The following is a 16471-nucleotide window of genomic DNA, read 5'->3' on the forward strand; positions in this document are numbered from 1 at the left end:
GCTACTTTTTGATCTCCACAGGGTGGAAAAAACCTCTGGAAAGCTCTTTTATTTTGTCTTCATCATTTTCGTAATAGGCAACAACAAAACAAGTTGCAGGTCCGGAAGATTTCACAATATCTACATCAGTATTCACCATGTTTCTCGTAAAGTGAATATTCGAAAACATTTGGTTCAATTCAAATAAGATGCCCTTTGAGCCTACAGGCCAAATAGCCACATGATGAATCCTACTCATGTTATGAAAGATGGAGAGCGGAACGACATGTTCTTCTTGTTCGATGACTTCGTTTCCAACCAAAGGAAGCCCAATTACGGCTATTTTTATATTTTGGGAATACATCAGCTTAGTGGTTTTGGGGAAGGATGTTTTCCCCATCACTTGTATGCCGATTGCCGATTGCTTAAGCTCAAAATTACTTTCTGTACTGCCTGTAATGACAACATCCTTTAATCCAAGCTCATCCAACCCATTCTGAATCCCCTTCACAAGTTCTCCCCATGGTTCATTTCCACAAAAATTGTTCAGTACAACCGAAACAATCTCGCCACCTGCAGCGATCACTTCCATCGCTGCCACACGAAATGAATAATACGACACCATCTCATAGGGCACCCGGACAAGATCATGCTCCTTCATGCCGATGGCGCCGCTGTTGTCGCAGGCAATAAGCAATGAATCTTCTCCCGAAATCGGAATCGTCATAATATCCCTCATCACTTTACTTCCTCTTTGACCTTATACCGGGAAAAAATGGCCCCCATTTTCGGAATAACAGCCATTGCGATCACGGTATTGATGATTGAAGCAATCAACAAGGAAGGAACGATTTCCATATAAAAACCTTTACTAATTAATAGAATAAAGGGTAATGGGGCAATAAATGCGTTTCCTAGAATAAATATAAAAGCTGCTAGGAATTTTTTCCCCTTCTGATACATCACGCCAAATAACCAAACCAGTACAAACATCTCAGCAGCAATTAAGATGTGCATCGGCCCTAACGGAAATCCACCTAACATGGCTGATATGAAATGCCCCATTGCAGCCACAATTGCTCCTGCCACGCCGCCCATGATCCCGGCAGCCAAAAGTGCCGGAAATGCATCTAGTGCAACGCTCCCGACAATAGCAGGAAACTTAATTGCTGCACCAATGGCAGATAAAGCTGTCATGATCGCCAGCCAACTGATCCATTTCAACTTATTTTCCGTAAAAATGCTCATTGCAGCGTCTGTCCTTTCATGATTTGATTAATCCCATACCAGATGACATCTACCCTTTCAGCCTTCGCGGCAAGATCCTGATAGACCCAGCCGGTGATGTCTCTCCATAAGCGGTTTTCTTTTTCTAATGGAACAATTCCTTTACTTATGTCAGTCCCAATGATCACTAATTTACGAGATGGTTTTTCCATTTCCCATTCCAGCCAATGATGAATCCGATTTCTAAAGAAATCCCGGTAATTGTTAACATCTTCAGTTTGCAGTATTTGTTTCAGCCAAAGTTCGATTCCTTCTAACACAAGAAAGTCTCGATCTCTATCATTTATAGATGCCGGGAATGGATGGTTTTCATAAGCAGAGATCCAGCAGCATGCTTCGTGGACCTGATATAGTTTCTTTACCCATTTCCTTTTACCGTTAAAGGCACCTCCTGTAACAAAGTGCAACGTCCACCCCTCCTAAGTGCTTCCTTTGTAAAAATGAATTCATATCCCAATGTATACGAAACCTCCCATTCCCAAAACTCCTTTGCCGAAGGGGAAAATTCGGATAAGAGATATCTCATTACCCCGCCATGTGTCATGATGGCACAACTGGAAAGATTATGAGATAGAATGTACTGAATCACCCGATCCCAGCCTTTCATCACCCGCTTCGTAAATTGCCAGAAGAATTCTCCACCGGGAGGGCAATACCTATTCGGATCGGAAAGCCATTTCTGATACATCGGTTCATCCTGCAAATCTTCATATGTTTTCCCCTCCCACATACCAAAATTCATCTCCCTAAATTCTTGTAGATACCTTGGACAAGAATTGGGGAATAGGATGTTTGCTGTGGCCAGACATCTTGGTAAATCACTTGAAAAATACCCTTGATAGGTTTGGCTTATGGCGATTTCCCCAGCTTCAGGGCACAATGGAGAATCGTTCCAACCTAAATAAGCTTTTCGTTTATTTTCTTCTGTTATCCCATGACGAAATAATGCAATAACCACAAAGCCATCCATAAACACAACTCAGTCCCCTCAACAGAAGCGCCCAGCACATCCCCAGTAATCCCGCCAAACCATTCAACCGCTTTATACCGACAAAAAATAAAGCATACAATTGCAGCTATAAACAAGATCCCTAAAGAAAATATTGAAACCATATGAACATAGCAAACTAGCATTAGAAAAATGATCCAATACAAAGGATACATCCATAATGAATTGGGAGTTGTTGCCTTTTGAAACAGATAACCCAATCCTTCTTCTTTCGCTGGATTTACAGTTACTAACAAAGCGCCCATTACACTTTTACTTAAAAACGGGATCGCGGCAATGAGTACATACAATCCCAATGGCGGGTGGACCGTGAGCTCATCGATAAAGAAAAAACGGCTGCTTAAAAAAATCAAAATCGATAATACGCCAAACGCACCCACTCTAGGGTCTTTCATAATCTCAAGCCGTTTCTTCCGATCCCGATAGGAAAAATAGGCATCACTTGCATCCATCCACCCGTCTAAGTGAATTCCCCCGGTAAGTAGAATAATCGCTAACCACAGCAAGAAAGCCGCCGCTAAATGGCTAAAAGGAGAATGGTATAACAGCATATACAAAAAGGATGAATAAAGAGCACCTTGAAACAGCCCTAATAAAGGGAAAGCTTGGACAGCCCGTTTTAAGTGTTGATCATCCATAGGCAATTCACAGGGGAGCGGGATGATCGTAAAAAATTGCACCGTAATCAGGAATCCTTTTAAAAATTTCATCATACTGTTCCCCGTCGTTTATCATGTCCTTTATGTTTCACGCTCACGATTGATCCCCTTTCATCATAATGGGAATCCCCGCTTCCACGAGAAAAGCCTGATCAGATGCCCTGACGAACATCTGATGAATAGCCCCAAGCACTCTCACATAGGCCAATACCAATTTGTTTTCAGAAAAAGGCTCATGTAACACTTCATTACTTACAACAATTACCGTTCTCGCTTGCTTTTTAATTGTCAAAATTCCAGATACAATCTGATCTTTTACATTCGTGAGAAAGTTCTCAGTCCACTCTTGATTTGTTTGAAACAGTTCATTGTTTAATAGAGTTGTTACGCAATCCATTAGCACGATATCCTGGTGATCTATCACTTCAGCCATCTCCCCGATCTGGACAGTTTTCTCCAGTGTTCTCCAGCTTGCGTTTGAGCTTTCCCGATCCAGCTTATGTTTGGTAATCCGGTCCTTCATTTCTGGGTCAGACGGAACACCAGTTGCCAAAAAGGTAAGCCGTCCCCCGGTTTTGTGGGCTAATTCGATTGCCATCTTTTCGGCAAAACGGCTTTTCCCGCTACGGACACCACCAGTAATAAAAATTAATGATGGAATGAGCGCCACTCTGCCAGCACCTCCATCAGTCTAGTATTCTCTTCATAACTTTTAATCGCAAACCGGAGCCATCTGCCTTCCAACCCGGGGAAATTGAATGTATGACGAGGAATAATCCTTTTTTTTAAGAGAAATTCAAATAAGGCAAACTGATCTTCTAGCAACGAGTCCCGTAATAAATAAAAATTCACCATGGAATTAGAGACGATATATTGATATTGTTGAAAAAACTGGGATAGGCGATCCCGTTCATTCCGAATAAAATATTTGGTATTATGAATAAAGTCTTCATCCTCCAAACACCATTCTCCCGCAAATAAGGCGATCGTATTGACACTCCAATGAGATTGCAAGCGGCTAAGCTTGTGAATAATAGAAGGCGTTGCCACTAAATAACCTAAACGAACTCCGGGAATAGAGTACATTTTCGTCATCGAGCGAATCAGAATGAGATTAGAGAATTTAGATATGTGCGGAATCATTGACTCGTATTCTATTAAAAAATCATAAAAAGCTTCATCTATAATCACGATTTTATTTTGCCGATCACATTCCTCTATAATAGAAATAACTGTCGATTCTGAATACTTTACACCTGTCGGATTGTTAGGATTGCAAAAAATTAGCGCATCCGCTTGCCTGAGTTTTGAAAAAAGGTTAGGAAGCCGGATGGTAAAGTCGGGCTCTGTTAACTGCTCGTACAATATTTCACAGTTGTTAGCACTAAGGGCTTCTTCATATTCAGAGAACGTGGGCTGAATGAGTAAAACTTTCTTCCCTGCAAGCATCCTTGCAATTAAGGTAATAAGCTCAGCCCCGCCATTCCCAATTAAAATCGAATCAAGCGGGATTTGTTCCTTCCCGGCAATCTTGGTCTTTAATTTAGCAGCGTATGGATCAGGGTAGACGGTAATATGCCGATATAGTTCATTCCAATTTTCCTGCAAACAAGACGGCGGACCGAGCGGGTTGATATTGGCGCTAAAATCTAAGTAGTCTTCAGGCAGCCTAAGCCCCATCGCCTTAAAAAGATATTGCGGATTTGATCCATGTGAAGGCCATTTCAAGAATCATTCCTCCTATCCATAAAAAAACTAGAAATAAAAACACTGTCCTGCGTAAAATGACATTTGCTTTCAAAATATGATGGGCTTGAATCGGTATAATCGGTTCACCCATTTTCGCCCGATTAGAAATGATCCCTTTATAATAGTTTATACCGCCAAGTTGAATTCCTAGTAAGGCGGCGACCGCCGCTTCCCCCCAGCCGCTGTTTGGGCTCGGGTGTTTTCTAGCATCCCGAAACAAAAGCTTCCAAGCTTTTTGCCAGCTCATCTGTTCCGGGATTTTTCCCAGCAGCATAAAGATACCTGTGAGCCGACTAGGTATCCAATTCATAACATCATCCCATTTCGCCGATGCCCAGCCAAACTCCCGATACCTTTCATTTACATGTCCCACCATCGAATCACAAGTATTAGCAGCACGATAGACAAAAGCGAGCGGAGCTCCCCCCAAAAATGCCCAAAATAACGGAGCCGTAACTCCATCACTCGTATTTTCGGCAACCGTTTCAATCGCTCCCCTAGCAATTTCCGCTTCATCCAAAAATTCGGTGTCTCGTCCGACAATATAGGAAAGTTTTATCCTTGCCTTTTGAAAATCGCCCTTTATCAAGGGGTCATATACTTCGAGGGCTGCTTTTTTTAAGCTTTTTTGTGCAATGGCTGCTGCGATCACGATGGCCTCCAAACCAATCCCAATGTAAGGATGAATCTTGTAACCTATGAAAACCAAAAGGCTGACCACACTATAAACAAGACTTAAAACAACAAGGAGCATAAGAACCCCTTTCCATTTTTTCATCCTGCCTTGATTCCACCGAGTTTCAAGAAACGAAATGAATGAACCAATCCACTTCACAGGATGCGGCCAATGGGGAGGATCGCCGACAAGCAAATCTAGAAAATAAGCTAATGTGATCGAGATCAAATGATAAACTATCATCCTGTTACCCTCTTTCGCGATTTTTCAATGGCGTCTTTCGTACACTGATAAACCGCTTTACTGATCAGTTTTCCTAAAGGGGTAATCGTTCCGGCATATTGCAAAAACTTTCCAGATTGAGTAGCGGCAATTAAAATACTATCTGTTGAAGTACCAGTCGCGATGGTTTGCGTAACAGAATCAAGAACTTGCAAATCATGGGTCGCCTTCACTTTTGCCTCCGTAGCCGTCATAATTGCTTGAATAAATGCTTCTTCCGACAGCTCCCCATTGATGAAAATCCATGTGTTAATGGTTCCTGGAGTCATTTTAAATGAATGCTCTTCACTTTTGGAGGCATCTACAGCATTTCCTACCCCCGCCGTTATAACTGCAAAGATGGAAAAACCATCCCCATAAAACATCTGGCAGGAAAAATCCTCAAGTACTACTGCTGTCATCATCCCAACTGTTTCTGATGGCTCAAATCCTTTTGACTTTAAAAATGAAACCATTTCTCCATGATGATCACGAAAGTTATAGTCCTTAGGTACATGACGGTTGACAAAGGAATGATGCCACCCTGTTCCCGATCCTACCACACCTGAGGACATCGTTCGCAATCGTATCGGAGATTTTAACTCGATGAACTCATTCGTCACATGGAGAAAATCTTCATTAATTTCTACCTGATCAAGTTCCCACGGCTTTTCTGGGAGCAAAACCATTTGTGGAGCAGGAACGGTTGGATGTGGATGCTTTTTGATTTCCGTTTGATAAACTGCTTTAATCCGATCTTCGCGAAGCACTTCGTTTGGCGTATCATTACTATTGATTTTCCCATCTTCCAAAAGAAGCAGGCGGTCACAATATAGTCCTGCAAGATTTAAATCATGAAAAATAGAAATAACCGTTAATTGTTTTTCGATCGTCCATTGCTTTAATAGATCCAGTAATTCCTTTTGATAAGATAAATCCAAATGATTGGTCGGCTCATCCAATAGAAGTATTTCCGGTTCTTGTGCCAGTGCCTGGGCAAGAAACACTCGTTGTTTCTCACCGCCGGACAATTCCTGGATATTTTTATTTTGCAATAATGAAACTCCTGTTTGGACCATTACCTTTTGGACAATCTCTTCATCGTATGCACTCCATGTTTGAAACCAGCCTTTTTGATGGGCATATCGGCCGAGGGATACCGTTTCTTTTACCGTATAAGAAAAAGAATCAGCAGTATGTTGAGATAGGACGGCAACGGTTTGTGCTAATTGTTTGGCACTCAGGCTTTGCAAATCTTTTCCGGCAATTTCTATTTTACCGGATTGTATCGGCAAAATTCCGCTGATCATTTTTAACAATGTTGTTTTGCCGCTTCCGTTAGGTCCCAAAATCCCAAACAATTCTCCTTTTTTTACTTCAAAGGAAATGTCATGCAGGATTGGTTCTGTTGCATAGCCGCCTGAAACATGTTGAACATTAAGCATGATCTACCCACTTCTTTCCTTTCTTTTTCTTTGCAGCAAAATAACGGCAAATACTGGTGCGCCGATCAAAGCTGTAATAACACCTATTGGTAATTCAGTCGGGGAAATAATCGTTCTAGAAATAAGGTCCGCCAATATTAAAAAAGAACCGCCCGTTAAAATAGATAAAGGAAGAAGAAATTTATGATCAGGCCCCCATAATAATCTTGTCAGATGCGGAATGACTAAGCCAACAAAACCGATGGTGCCTGAGACCGCAACCGCCGCTCCAGTTAAGATCGAGCCAGCCGTCAAAATAATCAGTTTTCTTGATTGAACATTGACACCTAAGTGCTGTGCTCTTTCTTCGCCAAACGACATGGCATTTAATTCTTTGGCATTTGCCATCATAACAACAGTCCCGATCATAAAGAACGGCAACATCAGTTTTATGTATTCCCAGCCTCTCATGGACACACTTCCTAGCAGCCAGCCGATAATCTGCCTTAATTCATCACCAGTCAAGGCAATCATAAGGGAAATAAGAGCGCCCAAAAAGGAACTGAAAATGATTCCCGTTAGAATAATGGTTTCTACTCTTAAAGAGCGTTCTATCTTTCGTGCAAAAACAAGAACGGCCACAATAGATAAAAACGAAAAAAGAATACTGAGTAATGGCAATGTGAAAGAACCGATGAATGGGATGGACAGCTGAAAAAAAATAGTCAAAACCGCCCCTACTGACGCTCCTGATGACACTCCAAGCGTATAAGGATCTGCGAGCGGATTTCTTAACAAGCCTTGAAAGGCCGCCCCTGCAATCGCAAGAGCCGCCCCTACAAGACCAGATAAAAGTACCCTCGGTAATCGAATATCCATGACAATGCTGATATACATCGGGTCTATATCTTTAAGTGAAATAAAGCCAAAAAGTTTAGACCCTATTATTTGAATGATTTTAGGAATCGGCACTGAAACACTTCCAATCGAAATCCCAAGCAACATGGAAAGAATAAGAAACATTCCTGCCGTAAAGAAGGATGCGTATTTATTATTTAAAAACTTCCGGATAGATGGCCTTGGCAAAATCCTCTACTCCTTTAACAAGCCTAGGACCCGGACGTGATACTTCGTCAGAATTCACATCAAATACTTGTTTATTTTTAATGGCGCTAACATTTTCCCAACCTTTTCTAGATAACACTTGTTCAACTGGGTTCTTCACATAATTTCCATATGTCGTAATAATCACATCAGGATTTCGTTTGATCATGGCTTCCTGATCGACTTTGATCCATCCTGTTTGATCGCTTGCAATATTTTCTGCATTAATGGTTTTTAACATATCATCCATAAAGGTGTTTTTTCCAGTTGTATAAATGTCCGGTGCCGGTGAAACTTCAATGAATACTTTTTTCTTATTTTTTATTGATTGTGCCTTGGCTTTTATTTCAGCCAATTTGTCTTTCATGCCTTTAATAATCTCGGCAGCCTTCCCTGTTTCTCCTGTTGCTTTTCCGATCATATTAATGGAATCATATACTTGATCAAAATTTTGTGCATTAGGTACAACTAATACCGGAATTCCGGCATCTTTGAGCTGTTTTAATCCTGCCGCGGCAGTATTGGCAGAAGAACCGTGAGCCAGTACTAAATCCGGCTTCAAGGCAATGATTTTTTCGACATTAAAATCCTGACCGCCGATTTTTTCTTTTTTTGCTGCTTCTTGAGGATAGTTATCAAAATCAGTTACACCTACGATTTCCTTATCAAGCCCTAAATCAAACGCAATTTCGGTATTGCTTGGCATAAGTGAAACAATTCTTTTCGGCTTCTTGGCTATGACAACTTTATTATTCAAAGCATCTTTAATCGTTACTGGAAACGTAACTTGTTCTGTTGTTTTATCAGCAGTTGTCTTTTGCTTCTCGTTTCCCTGGTCTTTCTTTTCTGCACAGCCTGCTAATGCTCCTACTATTAACATTAGTACGAACAGCAGCGAATACAACTTCTTCATCTGATTTCCCCCAGCTTTCTATGTAATGGAATAACAAAAAATTGGGCTAGCACCAAGTTTAAATAAGAAAAGCGCAAGCGCCTTGGTCAGCCCCGACAGGCAAATGTTCTTCTGCACTAAAAGTCTGGTTTTTGGACTTTAAGTGCAGAAGGTTATTTGTCCCGAGGGGGTAGGCCGCTTGCGCTGGACAATTTTCAAAGTCTATTTATACTTTCTTATTTTACAATAAAAAACATCCCCATACATAAAAGGGGATGTCGGCATGATTAGATTTAATTACAGACGTAAATTCATCCAGTCTTCCACACCCCCTATCCTCGTAGGTTCCTTGGTGCATACAAAATAGGCAGGTTTCCTGGCTCATGATCATCGCTCCCTCCCGTCTTCCCATCCATCAGAACAGTGACATTTGGCAGGTTGCTCCCATATACAGTGGCGGGACCGCGTTGGCATTTCACCAACTTCCCTTTTAAGCTACAATCCAATGAAGGATGAGTAGCACCTATTTTCCCATATTCATTTTCTGTCCTATTCATTATAAAAAAAGGCGACTGATTTGTATATGTTTTTTTCAATAATTTTAGTATTGAATCTTTCGATGATTATGCAAAATTCCGGCAAAGGTTCGCCATTTCAATGGCAGCTGAAGCGGCTTCCCAACCCTTGTTTCCGGCTTTTGTACCAGCCCGCTCGATTGCCTGTTCAATGGAATCGGTCGTTAAGATTCCAAAGATCACCGGAATGCCGCTGTTTAATGATGCTCGTGATACCCCTTTTGCTGCTTCGCTGCAGACATAATCAAAATGTGGTGTTGCGCCGCGGATCACTGTGCCGAGTGTAATCACAGCATCATATTTTTTGCTGTCTGCCATTTTTTGTGCAATTAACGGAATTTCAAATGCACCTGGAACCCAGGCAACATCAACATCTGCCTCACTGACCCCGTGGCGTTTGAGCGCATCGTGTGCACCTCCGAGCAATTTGCTCGTAATAAATTCATTAAATCGGCCTACGACAATACCAATTTTTAACCCTGTACCAACTAAATTTCCTTCAAAAATCATTCCCATCGTGTGATCCCTCCAAATGTAATTTTTTTAATAATGAAGCAAATGCCCCAGTTTATCATGTTTTGTTCGTAAATATTTTTCATTTTCTTCACGCATTTCCATTTGCAGTGGAACTCGCTCGACGACTTCCAGACCGTATCCTTTCAAGCCTTTTATTTTTCTCGGGTTGTTGGTTAACAGCTTTATTTTTCTAACTCCTAAATCTTTTAAAATTTGCGCACCAATTCCATACTCCCGTAAATCGGCGCTAAATCCAAGCTTTTCGTTAGCTTCAACGGTATCATAGCCTTGTTCTTGCAGCTTGTAAGCCCGAAGTTTGTTCAACAGCCCAATGCCACGGCCTTCCTGACGCATGTATAGAAGGACACCACTGCCGGACATTTCAATTTGTTTTAAGGCTGCATGCAGCTGCGGTCCGCAGTCACAGCGATACGATCCAAAAACATCTCCGGTTAGGCATTCCGAGTGAACCCTGACCAAAACGGGCTGGTCCGAATCAATTTCACCCTTGACTAAAGCAACATGTTCTTTATCATCTACGAAATTGGAATAGCCAACAGCTTTGAATTCACCATATTCAGTCGGAAGTTTGATTTCCACTTCCCGTTTTATCAATTGATCTGTTTTATTCCGATAGGCAATCAAATCTTTAATGGTAATCATTTTCATGTTCAGTTTGTCGGCAATCTTTCTGAGCTGTGGAACACGGGCCATCGTACCATCTTCATTCATGATTTCGCAGATAACTCCAGCCGGCTTTGCTCCGACTATTTTCGCCAAATCAACCGCTGCTTCGGTGTGCCCTGTTCTTCTTAATACCCCTCCGTTCTTTGCGATGAGAGGGAAAATATGCCCCGGCCGTTTAAAATCAGCTGGTTTTGCATCGGGATCAAGCATGCTTAAGATCGTTGCCGACCGCTCAAATGCAGAAATGCCTGTGGTCGAAAATTTATGGTCGATGCTGACTGTAAATGCCGTTCCATGGGGATCTGTATTTCTTGAAACCATTGGCAGCAAGTCCAGTTTTTGTGCAAGTTCTTCTTCGATCGGCACACAAACAAGACCGCGGCCGTGTGTAACCATAAGATTAATCACATCAGGTGTTGCTTTTTCAGCTAAGGCGACAAAATCCCCTTCGTTTTCTCGATCCTCATCATCACAGACAATGATGACTTTTCCTTCCTTTAACTCAGCTAATGCTTCTTCAATTGTATCAAACATGACTCATCTCTCCTTTTAAAGAAAACCATTTTCCTGCAAAAAGGCAGCTGTGATCCCAGAATGGCCTTTTTGAGCTTTAGTATCCGAAAATTTTTGCATAAAATGGCCGACATATTTGCCAATCATATCGCATTCCAGATTTACGATGTCGCCGGGACCTTTCAATCCTAAAACGGTTTCCGCTAGTGTATGTGGAATTAATGACAATGTAAAGCTCGTTTCTGTTACCGCAAAAACCGTCAAGCTCGTTCCATCAACAGCGATGGATCCTTTTAAAATGACATATTGCAGAAGCTTCTCTTCGGTTTCTATTTCATAATAAACGGCATTTTCGTACGCCTTCTTACTCTTGATAACACCAGTACCATCGATATGCCCCGAGACAAAATGACCGCCAAATCTTCCGCCCGCTGCCATGGCTCGTTCCAAATTGACCTTTGAGCCGCGCCTTAAATCCTTTAAACTGGTGGTCTTCACTGTTTCCGGCATAACATCTACCGTAAATTGATTTCCGGTAAACGAAGTAACTGTCAGACAGACACCATTCACCGCGATACTGTCACCAAGGTGCACATCCTCCAAGATTTTTTTGGCCTCAATCGTCAGGACAAACGATTCCCCTGTCCGCATTATTGCTGAAACTTGTCCAATTTCTTCTATGATTCCGGTAAACATCATTCATCTCCTCCCGGTTCAGCAATAATCCGGAGATCCCGGCCAATTCTGTCCACTTGTTTCATTTCCAAGTTGATTGCCTCTAAAATATGTTCAATCCCCGGACCGCCAAAAGAAGTTGGGGCAAGTCTTCCGCCTAATAGCTTAGGCGCAATGTAACAGATAACCTGCTGAAAGGCACGTTCTTGCAAAAAACTGCCGTGTACCTCCGCCCCGCCTTCGACAAATAGTGAAGTTATGCCGTGCTTACCAAGGACTTCAAGCATTTCCTTGATTACAATATTTGGTCGTTTCAGTTTGATTACTTGAACCCCAAAATCATGGAATGCTGCTTCACGTTTCGAGTCAATCTCAGAACCGGTGATGATCCAAGTAGGCGCCGCCTTATCGGTTACAATTGCCGCTGTCAGAGGCGTGCGGAGGTGTGTATCTAAAATAACTCTAACCGGATTTTTTCCCCCTCCAGGAAGTCTTGTTGTCAAAGATGGATTATCAGTTATGACCGTATTAACACCAACTAATATTCCATCATGCTGATGCCGGAATTGATGAACATCGGCACGTGCTTCCTCCCCGGTAATCCACTTGCTTTCTCCTGATACCGTTGCTGTTTTTCCGTCCAAACTGACGGCTGTTTTCAATGTTACATAGGGCAGACCGGTTTGAATGTGATAGAAAAATACTTTATTTAACTCCTGTGCTTCCTGCTGGAGCAATCCGACTTCCACTTCAATACCGGCATTTTTCAGTTTTTCAATCCCTTTGCCCGCTACTTTTCGATTAGGGTCCGTTGTAGCGATCACTACTTTTTTCATCTCAGAGGCCACGATCAGATCAGCGCACGGCGGGGTTTTGCCGTAGTGGCTGCACGGTTCAAGAGTTACATACAACGTGGCTGCCTTCGCTTTATCCCCCGCCATACGGATCGCGTGTACCTCTGCATGCGGTTCGCCGGCTTTTAAATGGGCACCCATACCGACAATCTGGTGATCTTTTACCACAACAGCCCCTACCACGGGATTCGGGGAAGTCTGCCCAAGTGTCCCTCTAGCAAGATGTAAAGCTAATGTCATGTAATATTCGTCATTCATCTTTCATTCTCCTTATCAGGAATGCAAAAAGGACCCTGAAAGGTATTTTCTTCAGGGTCCTCAAAAAGGCAATAACAAACTAGGGCTTAAAAACAGGAATTTTTTGACCGATAGGAAAGCTTCGCAAGCGTGAAATCACAGTCGAAACGCTGTACTTGCGGACGTATTTCGCCTGATGAAGCTCCCAGTCGGACTCGCCATTCGCGAGTTTCAAACCTGGCCTTAAACCTTTTTCCTTTCCTTCTCCCATCCAGACTTTAACTGTCGGCCCTGGAATTTCACCAGATCCACCGTTTAGCAAGACAATCATGCTAACCGGGTCACGGACTAAGAAGCAAAAGCTTCATCACCGCCGGTTCGGAATTTCACCTGACCCCGAAGGAAACCGTATCTTAACCGATACGAGTTTAATAAATATTCAATTGTTTATTATATTCATCTTACATCAGAATAGTTTTACTTGCAATGAGAACGCACAAATGTAATAAGGAGAAGTTGTTCCCGCTTCCCCCTCAATTTAATAAATTTACTTATTGTAAGTTTTCACTGGTAAATAAATATCAAAATGAAGTTCACCATTCACATTTTTCTCTTTATGCTCCTCTTTATATACTTCGAGACTTAAGGCAGAGTGGTCATGTTCATAACCATAGTCTTTCATCCAGATGAAAATTTCTCGATAAGTTTTTTCGACTTCTTCCAGCTTTCCTTTATGGGTCGCATATACATAATTTTTACGAGGGATCGTAAATCCTACCATGCCTTTCGGAATCTTCTCCAGTTTTTTAACCGGGGCTGTGACATAATAGGTGAATTCTGTTTCTCTACTATGAAATGGTGCAATGAAAACAGGTTCTTCTGTCCGATTTGCTATTTCTGTAAGGCGTTTTTCCAACTCATTAAATAGAACGGGTATAGTTCTTTTTTGCGAATAATTACCGTTCCATGAAATTCCAACAACTTTTAACTCATCTTTTACTACAACTTGGATGCCCAAGCTAAAACCCCCCTTTATAAAATCAGCGTATTTTTATAATTCAAAAAATCTTAAAAAAATCCTCTCAAAAAAATTCGACGAAATCACTCAATTTATTATTCTGAGAAAGGGATTTTTTACCTATTTATTGTTGTTATGTTGTTTCTATTTCCAATAAATTCAATACGATATGTAATAAATGAATAGTATATAGAAAACTATATTCATGTGGTGTTTTTATTTTAATAAAACGGTTATAAAAATACTGTCATAATTTGTCTTGTAGATAAAATTTTTAAAAGATTAGAAAACTTTCCTGTGGGATAGACCTTTTAGCATTCGTGAGCAATTCTTGTACCTCCCTGGTTGGGTACCGGATGATGCATACTTTCTTGATCTCTAGTTTCAAACGTCTTGATTATTACAGAACCAAGATTCTTTTTCTCTGCTTCCGGCCACAATACCTTGATTGGAACTTGAATCGGGAGTTTTTTCTCTGCTTCCAGTTCCAATATCCTTGATTGGAACTTCAATCGGAAGTTTTTTCTCTGCTTCCGGTTCCAATACCCTTGATTGGAACTTCAATCGGGAGTTTTTTCTCTGCTTCCGGTTCCAAATACCTTTAATTGGAACTCAATCGGGATGCTTTTCAGTCAATTCCAGAATATTGTGTGTAATTGTTTTTCTACAATGTTATCAACTACTTTGTGACAAAAAATATCACAACTTCATTTTTGTATCTGTTAAAAAAGACCATTCGAAAAATGAATGGCCTTCTCCTTTTTTCTATTCTATTTCACCTCTTGAGGAATTGGCAGATTCAATCCTTTTGCGACCCTCTCACCATATTCCGGGTCTGCTTTGTAAAAATGCTGTATTTGCCTAAATTTAATATCATCACGTTCAACAGGTTTCATGGCTGCTACAATATTTTCCACTAATCGCGTGCGTTCTTCCTCAGACATTAAGCGGTATAAGTCGCCCGGCTGGGTATAATGATCTTCTTGGTCATATGCTGTTTGGCCTGCATTTCCCGAAACTGTAAACGGAGTTTGTCTGTGTTCCGGAACTTCTTGCGGTCCGCCATAACTATTTGGCTCATAGTAGACCGAACCGCCTCCGTTATTGTCGAGCCGCATGGCACCATCGCGCTGATAGTTATTTACTTCGACTCTTGGACGGTTAATCGGCAGTAAATTATGGTTGGCCCCCACACGATAGCGGTGAGCGTCGGAATAGGCAAACAAACGACCTTGGAGCATTTTATCCGGCGATGGTTCAATTCCCGGCACCAATGTTCCCGGAGAGAACGTTGCCTGCTCCACTTCAGCAAAATAGTTTTCTGGGTTCCGATTCAGGACCATCCGTCCGACTTCGATAAGCGGATAATCTTTATGCGACCAAACTTTTGTTACATCAAATGGGTCAAAACGATAAGAATCGGCATCTTCTAACGGCATGATTTGAACATAAAGCTTCCATGCAGGGAAATCGCCTTTTTCAATGGCATTAAATAAATCTTCTGTGTGGTAGTCGGGATTTTCACCCGCAATTTTTGCTGCAACATCCGACGCCATATTTTTAACAGTCTGCTCTGTTTTAAAGTGATATTTTACCCAAACTGCCTCCCCTTTGGCATTCACCCACTTGAAGGTATGGCTTCCATATCCGTTCATATGCCGATATGTTGCCGGTATGCCGCGATCGCCCATTAGATAAGTGACCTGATGCAGTGATTCTGGTGACAGGGACCAAAAATCCCAAACTGCATTTGGATTTTTTAAATGCGTTCTTGGATCTCGTTTTTGTGTATGAATAAAGTCCGGGAATTTAATGGCATCGCGGATAAAGAAAATCGGCGTATTATTTCCAACAAGATCATAATTTCCTTCTTCCGTATAGAATTTAACAGCAAAGCCGCGGGGATCACGGACCGTATCTGCCGAGCCCAGTTCGCCGGCTACGGTTGAGAAGCGGACAAACAGTGGAGTGCGTTTTCCAAGACCATTAAACAGCTTTGCCTTTGTATATTCAGACATATCATTGGTGACTTTAAAATAGCCATGAGCCCCTGCACCTTTGGCATGTACAACACGTTCTGGAACCCGTTCGCGGTTAAAATGGGCCAATTTCTCCAGCAAATGAATATCTTGAATCAGTGTCGGCCCGCGGGAACCGGCTGTCATCGAGTTTTGATTGTCACCAACTGGTGCCCCGGTTGCAGTTCTTAATGGATTCGTTTCCTTACTCATTTCCTCACCTCGTAAACTATTTTTAAAGACTTCAAATTTATTATGATATTATTTTATTAAAAATCAATATCAAATTAAAATAATTATAATTTGATATTGATTAAAAACAAACTTGCTTGTACCAA

General features: G+C 41.6%; 18 protein-coding genes and 2 riboswitches. All 18 genes read right to left on the reverse strand.

The genetic code is table 11. From position 1 onward, the window contains the following. Position 1 precedes the first annotated feature (1 nt). A complete protein-coding gene (locus BFU02S_RS03550; RefSeq protein WP_066366642.1) occupies positions 2 to 718 on the reverse strand; it encodes an ATP-binding protein in 717 nt (238 codons plus the stop codon). Beyond that, positions 718 to 1227, reverse strand: coding sequence for an ECF transporter S component (locus BFU02S_RS03555; RefSeq protein WP_066366645.1), 510 nt, complete (start codon positions 1225 to 1227; stop codon positions 718 to 720). Before BFU02S_RS03555 ends, BFU02S_RS03550 begins: the two co-directional genes overlap by 1 nt. Further along, positions 1224 to 1673, reverse strand: a complete 450-nt coding sequence (locus BFU02S_RS03560; RefSeq protein ID WP_066366648.1) for a bifunctional adenosylcobinamide kinase/adenosylcobinamide-phosphate guanylyltransferase — start codon at positions 1671 to 1673, stop codon at positions 1224 to 1226. Before BFU02S_RS03560 ends, BFU02S_RS03555 begins: the two co-directional genes overlap by 4 nt. Continuing rightward, entirely contained in the window at positions 1625 to 2236 is a 612-nt protein-coding gene (locus tag BFU02S_RS03565; protein WP_066366757.1) for a histidine phosphatase family protein, read from the reverse strand. Before BFU02S_RS03565 ends, BFU02S_RS03560 begins: the two co-directional genes overlap by 49 nt. Beyond that, entirely contained in the window at positions 2194 to 2988 is a 795-nt protein-coding gene (gene cobS / locus BFU02S_RS03570) for an adenosylcobinamide-GDP ribazoletransferase (protein WP_235841973.1), read from the reverse strand. The genes BFU02S_RS03565 and cobS overlap by 43 nt, the downstream gene beginning before the upstream one ends. Positions 2989 to 3028: 40 nt before the next feature. Continuing rightward, entirely contained in the window at positions 3029 to 3604 is a 576-nt protein-coding gene (locus tag BFU02S_RS03575; RefSeq protein WP_235841974.1) for a bifunctional adenosylcobinamide kinase/adenosylcobinamide-phosphate guanylyltransferase, read from the reverse strand. Next, positions 3583 to 4662 (reverse strand): threonine-phosphate decarboxylase CobD, encoded by a 1080-nt coding sequence (gene cobD / locus BFU02S_RS03580; RefSeq protein WP_066366661.1) that lies wholly within the window; start codon positions 4660 to 4662, stop codon positions 3583 to 3585. The genes BFU02S_RS03575 and cobD overlap by 22 nt, the downstream gene beginning before the upstream one ends. After that, entirely contained in the window at positions 4619 to 5602 is a 984-nt protein-coding gene (cbiB, locus tag BFU02S_RS03585; RefSeq protein ID WP_066366665.1) for an adenosylcobinamide-phosphate synthase CbiB, read from the reverse strand. Before cbiB ends, cobD begins: the two co-directional genes overlap by 44 nt. Beyond that, positions 5599 to 7065 carry a heme ABC transporter ATP-binding protein gene (locus tag BFU02S_RS03590; RefSeq protein WP_066366666.1) on the reverse strand — a complete coding sequence of 489 codons (1467 nt, stop codon included), beginning with the start codon at positions 7063 to 7065 and terminating at the stop codon, positions 5599 to 5601. The genes cbiB and BFU02S_RS03590 overlap by 4 nt, the downstream gene beginning before the upstream one ends. Before the next feature lie 3 nt (positions 7066 to 7068). Further along, positions 7069 to 8130: a FecCD family ABC transporter permease gene (locus BFU02S_RS03595; RefSeq protein ID WP_066366669.1), complete on the reverse strand. Its 1062-nt coding sequence runs from the start codon at positions 8128 to 8130 to the stop codon at positions 7069 to 7071. Next, a complete protein-coding gene (locus BFU02S_RS03600; protein ID WP_066366671.1) occupies positions 8096 to 9061 on the reverse strand; it encodes an ABC transporter substrate-binding protein in 966 nt (321 codons plus the stop codon). The genes BFU02S_RS03595 and BFU02S_RS03600 overlap by 35 nt, the downstream gene beginning before the upstream one ends. 328 nt (positions 9062 to 9389) lie before the next feature. Next, positions 9390 to 9582, reverse strand: a riboswitch (cobalamin riboswitch). A gap of 81 nt (positions 9583 to 9663) precedes the next feature. Next, positions 9664 to 10131, reverse strand: a complete 468-nt coding sequence (ribH, locus tag BFU02S_RS03605; RefSeq protein ID WP_066366674.1) for a 6,7-dimethyl-8-ribityllumazine synthase — start codon at positions 10129 to 10131, stop codon at positions 9664 to 9666. Between the two features lie 27 nt (positions 10132 to 10158). Continuing rightward, on the reverse strand, positions 10159 to 11352 hold the full coding sequence (locus BFU02S_RS03610; RefSeq protein ID WP_066366678.1) for a bifunctional 3,4-dihydroxy-2-butanone-4-phosphate synthase/GTP cyclohydrolase II: 1194 nt from the start codon (positions 11350 to 11352) through the stop codon (positions 10159 to 10161). Between the two features lie 15 nt (positions 11353 to 11367). Beyond that, positions 11368 to 12027, reverse strand: coding sequence for a riboflavin synthase (gene ribE, locus BFU02S_RS03615; protein WP_066366762.1), 660 nt, complete (start codon positions 12025 to 12027; stop codon positions 11368 to 11370). Beyond that, entirely contained in the window at positions 12027 to 13118 is a 1092-nt protein-coding gene (gene ribD / locus BFU02S_RS03620; protein WP_066366680.1) for a bifunctional diaminohydroxyphosphoribosylaminopyrimidine deaminase/5-amino-6-(5-phosphoribosylamino)uracil reductase RibD, read from the reverse strand. The genes ribE and ribD overlap by 1 nt, the downstream gene beginning before the upstream one ends. Before the next feature lie 234 nt (positions 13119 to 13352). After that, positions 13353 to 13505: riboswitch (FMN riboswitch) on the reverse strand. 139 nt (positions 13506 to 13644) lie between these two features. Continuing rightward, positions 13645 to 14115 (reverse strand): GyrI-like domain-containing protein, encoded by a 471-nt coding sequence (locus BFU02S_RS03625; protein WP_066366691.1) that lies wholly within the window; start codon positions 14113 to 14115, stop codon positions 13645 to 13647. 384 nt (positions 14116 to 14499) lie between these two features. Continuing rightward, positions 14500 to 14679 (reverse strand): hypothetical protein, encoded by a 180-nt coding sequence (locus BFU02S_RS16625; RefSeq protein WP_157075843.1) that lies wholly within the window; start codon positions 14677 to 14679, stop codon positions 14500 to 14502. 206 nt (positions 14680 to 14885) lie between these two features. Continuing rightward, complete coding sequence (katA, locus tag BFU02S_RS03630) at positions 14886 to 16346, reverse strand: catalase KatA (RefSeq protein ID WP_066366694.1); 1461 nt, start codon at positions 16344 to 16346, stop codon at positions 14886 to 14888. Positions 16347 to 16471: the final 125 nt, after the last annotated feature.

Origin of the sequence: Neobacillus fumarioli NBRC 102428 (assembly GCF_001591485.1) — a bacterium.
Lineage (GTDB): Bacteria > Bacillota > Bacilli > Bacillales > Cytobacillaceae > Neobacillus > Neobacillus fumarioli.

Excerpts from the sequence above, each read along its gene's own strand:
- BFU02S_RS03565 (WP_066366757.1), bottom strand. The coding sequence starts at position 2,236 with ATGGATGGCTTTGTGGTTATTGCATTATTTCGTCATGGGATAACAGAA.
- BFU02S_RS03555 (WP_066366645.1), bottom strand. The coding sequence starts at position 1,227 with ATGAGCATTTTTACGGAAAATAAGTTGAAATGGATCAGTTGGCTGGCG.
- BFU02S_RS03600 (WP_066366671.1), bottom strand. The coding sequence starts at position 9,061 with ATGAAGAAGTTGTATTCGCTGCTGTTCGTACTAATGTTAATAGTAGGA.
- ribE (WP_066366762.1), bottom strand. The coding sequence starts at position 12,027 with ATGTTTACCGGAATCATAGAAGAAATTGGACAAGTTTCAGCAATAATG.
- BFU02S_RS03610 (WP_066366678.1), bottom strand. The coding sequence starts at position 11,352 with ATGTTTGATACAATTGAAGAAGCATTAGCTGAGTTAAAGGAAGGAAAA.
- ribD (WP_066366680.1), bottom strand. The coding sequence starts at position 13,118 with ATGAATGACGAATATTACATGACATTAGCTTTACATCTTGCTAGAGGG.
- katA (WP_066366694.1), bottom strand. The coding sequence starts at position 16,346 with ATGAGTAAGGAAACGAATCCATTAAGAACTGCAACCGGGGCACCAGTT.
- BFU02S_RS03550 (WP_066366642.1), bottom strand. The coding sequence starts at position 718 with ATGAGGGATATTATGACGATTCCGATTTCGGGAGAAGATTCATTGCTT.
- ribH (WP_066366674.1), bottom strand. The coding sequence starts at position 10,131 with ATGGGAATGATTTTTGAAGGAAATTTAGTTGGTACAGGGTTAAAAATT.
- cobS (WP_235841973.1), bottom strand. The coding sequence starts at position 2,988 with ATGATGAAATTTTTAAAAGGATTCCTGATTACGGTGCAATTTTTTACG.
- BFU02S_RS03590 (WP_066366666.1), bottom strand. The coding sequence starts at position 7,065 with ATGCTTAATGTTCAACATGTTTCAGGCGGCTATGCAACAGAACCAATC.
- cbiB (WP_066366665.1), bottom strand. The coding sequence starts at position 5,602 with ATGATAGTTTATCATTTGATCTCGATCACATTAGCTTATTTTCTAGAT.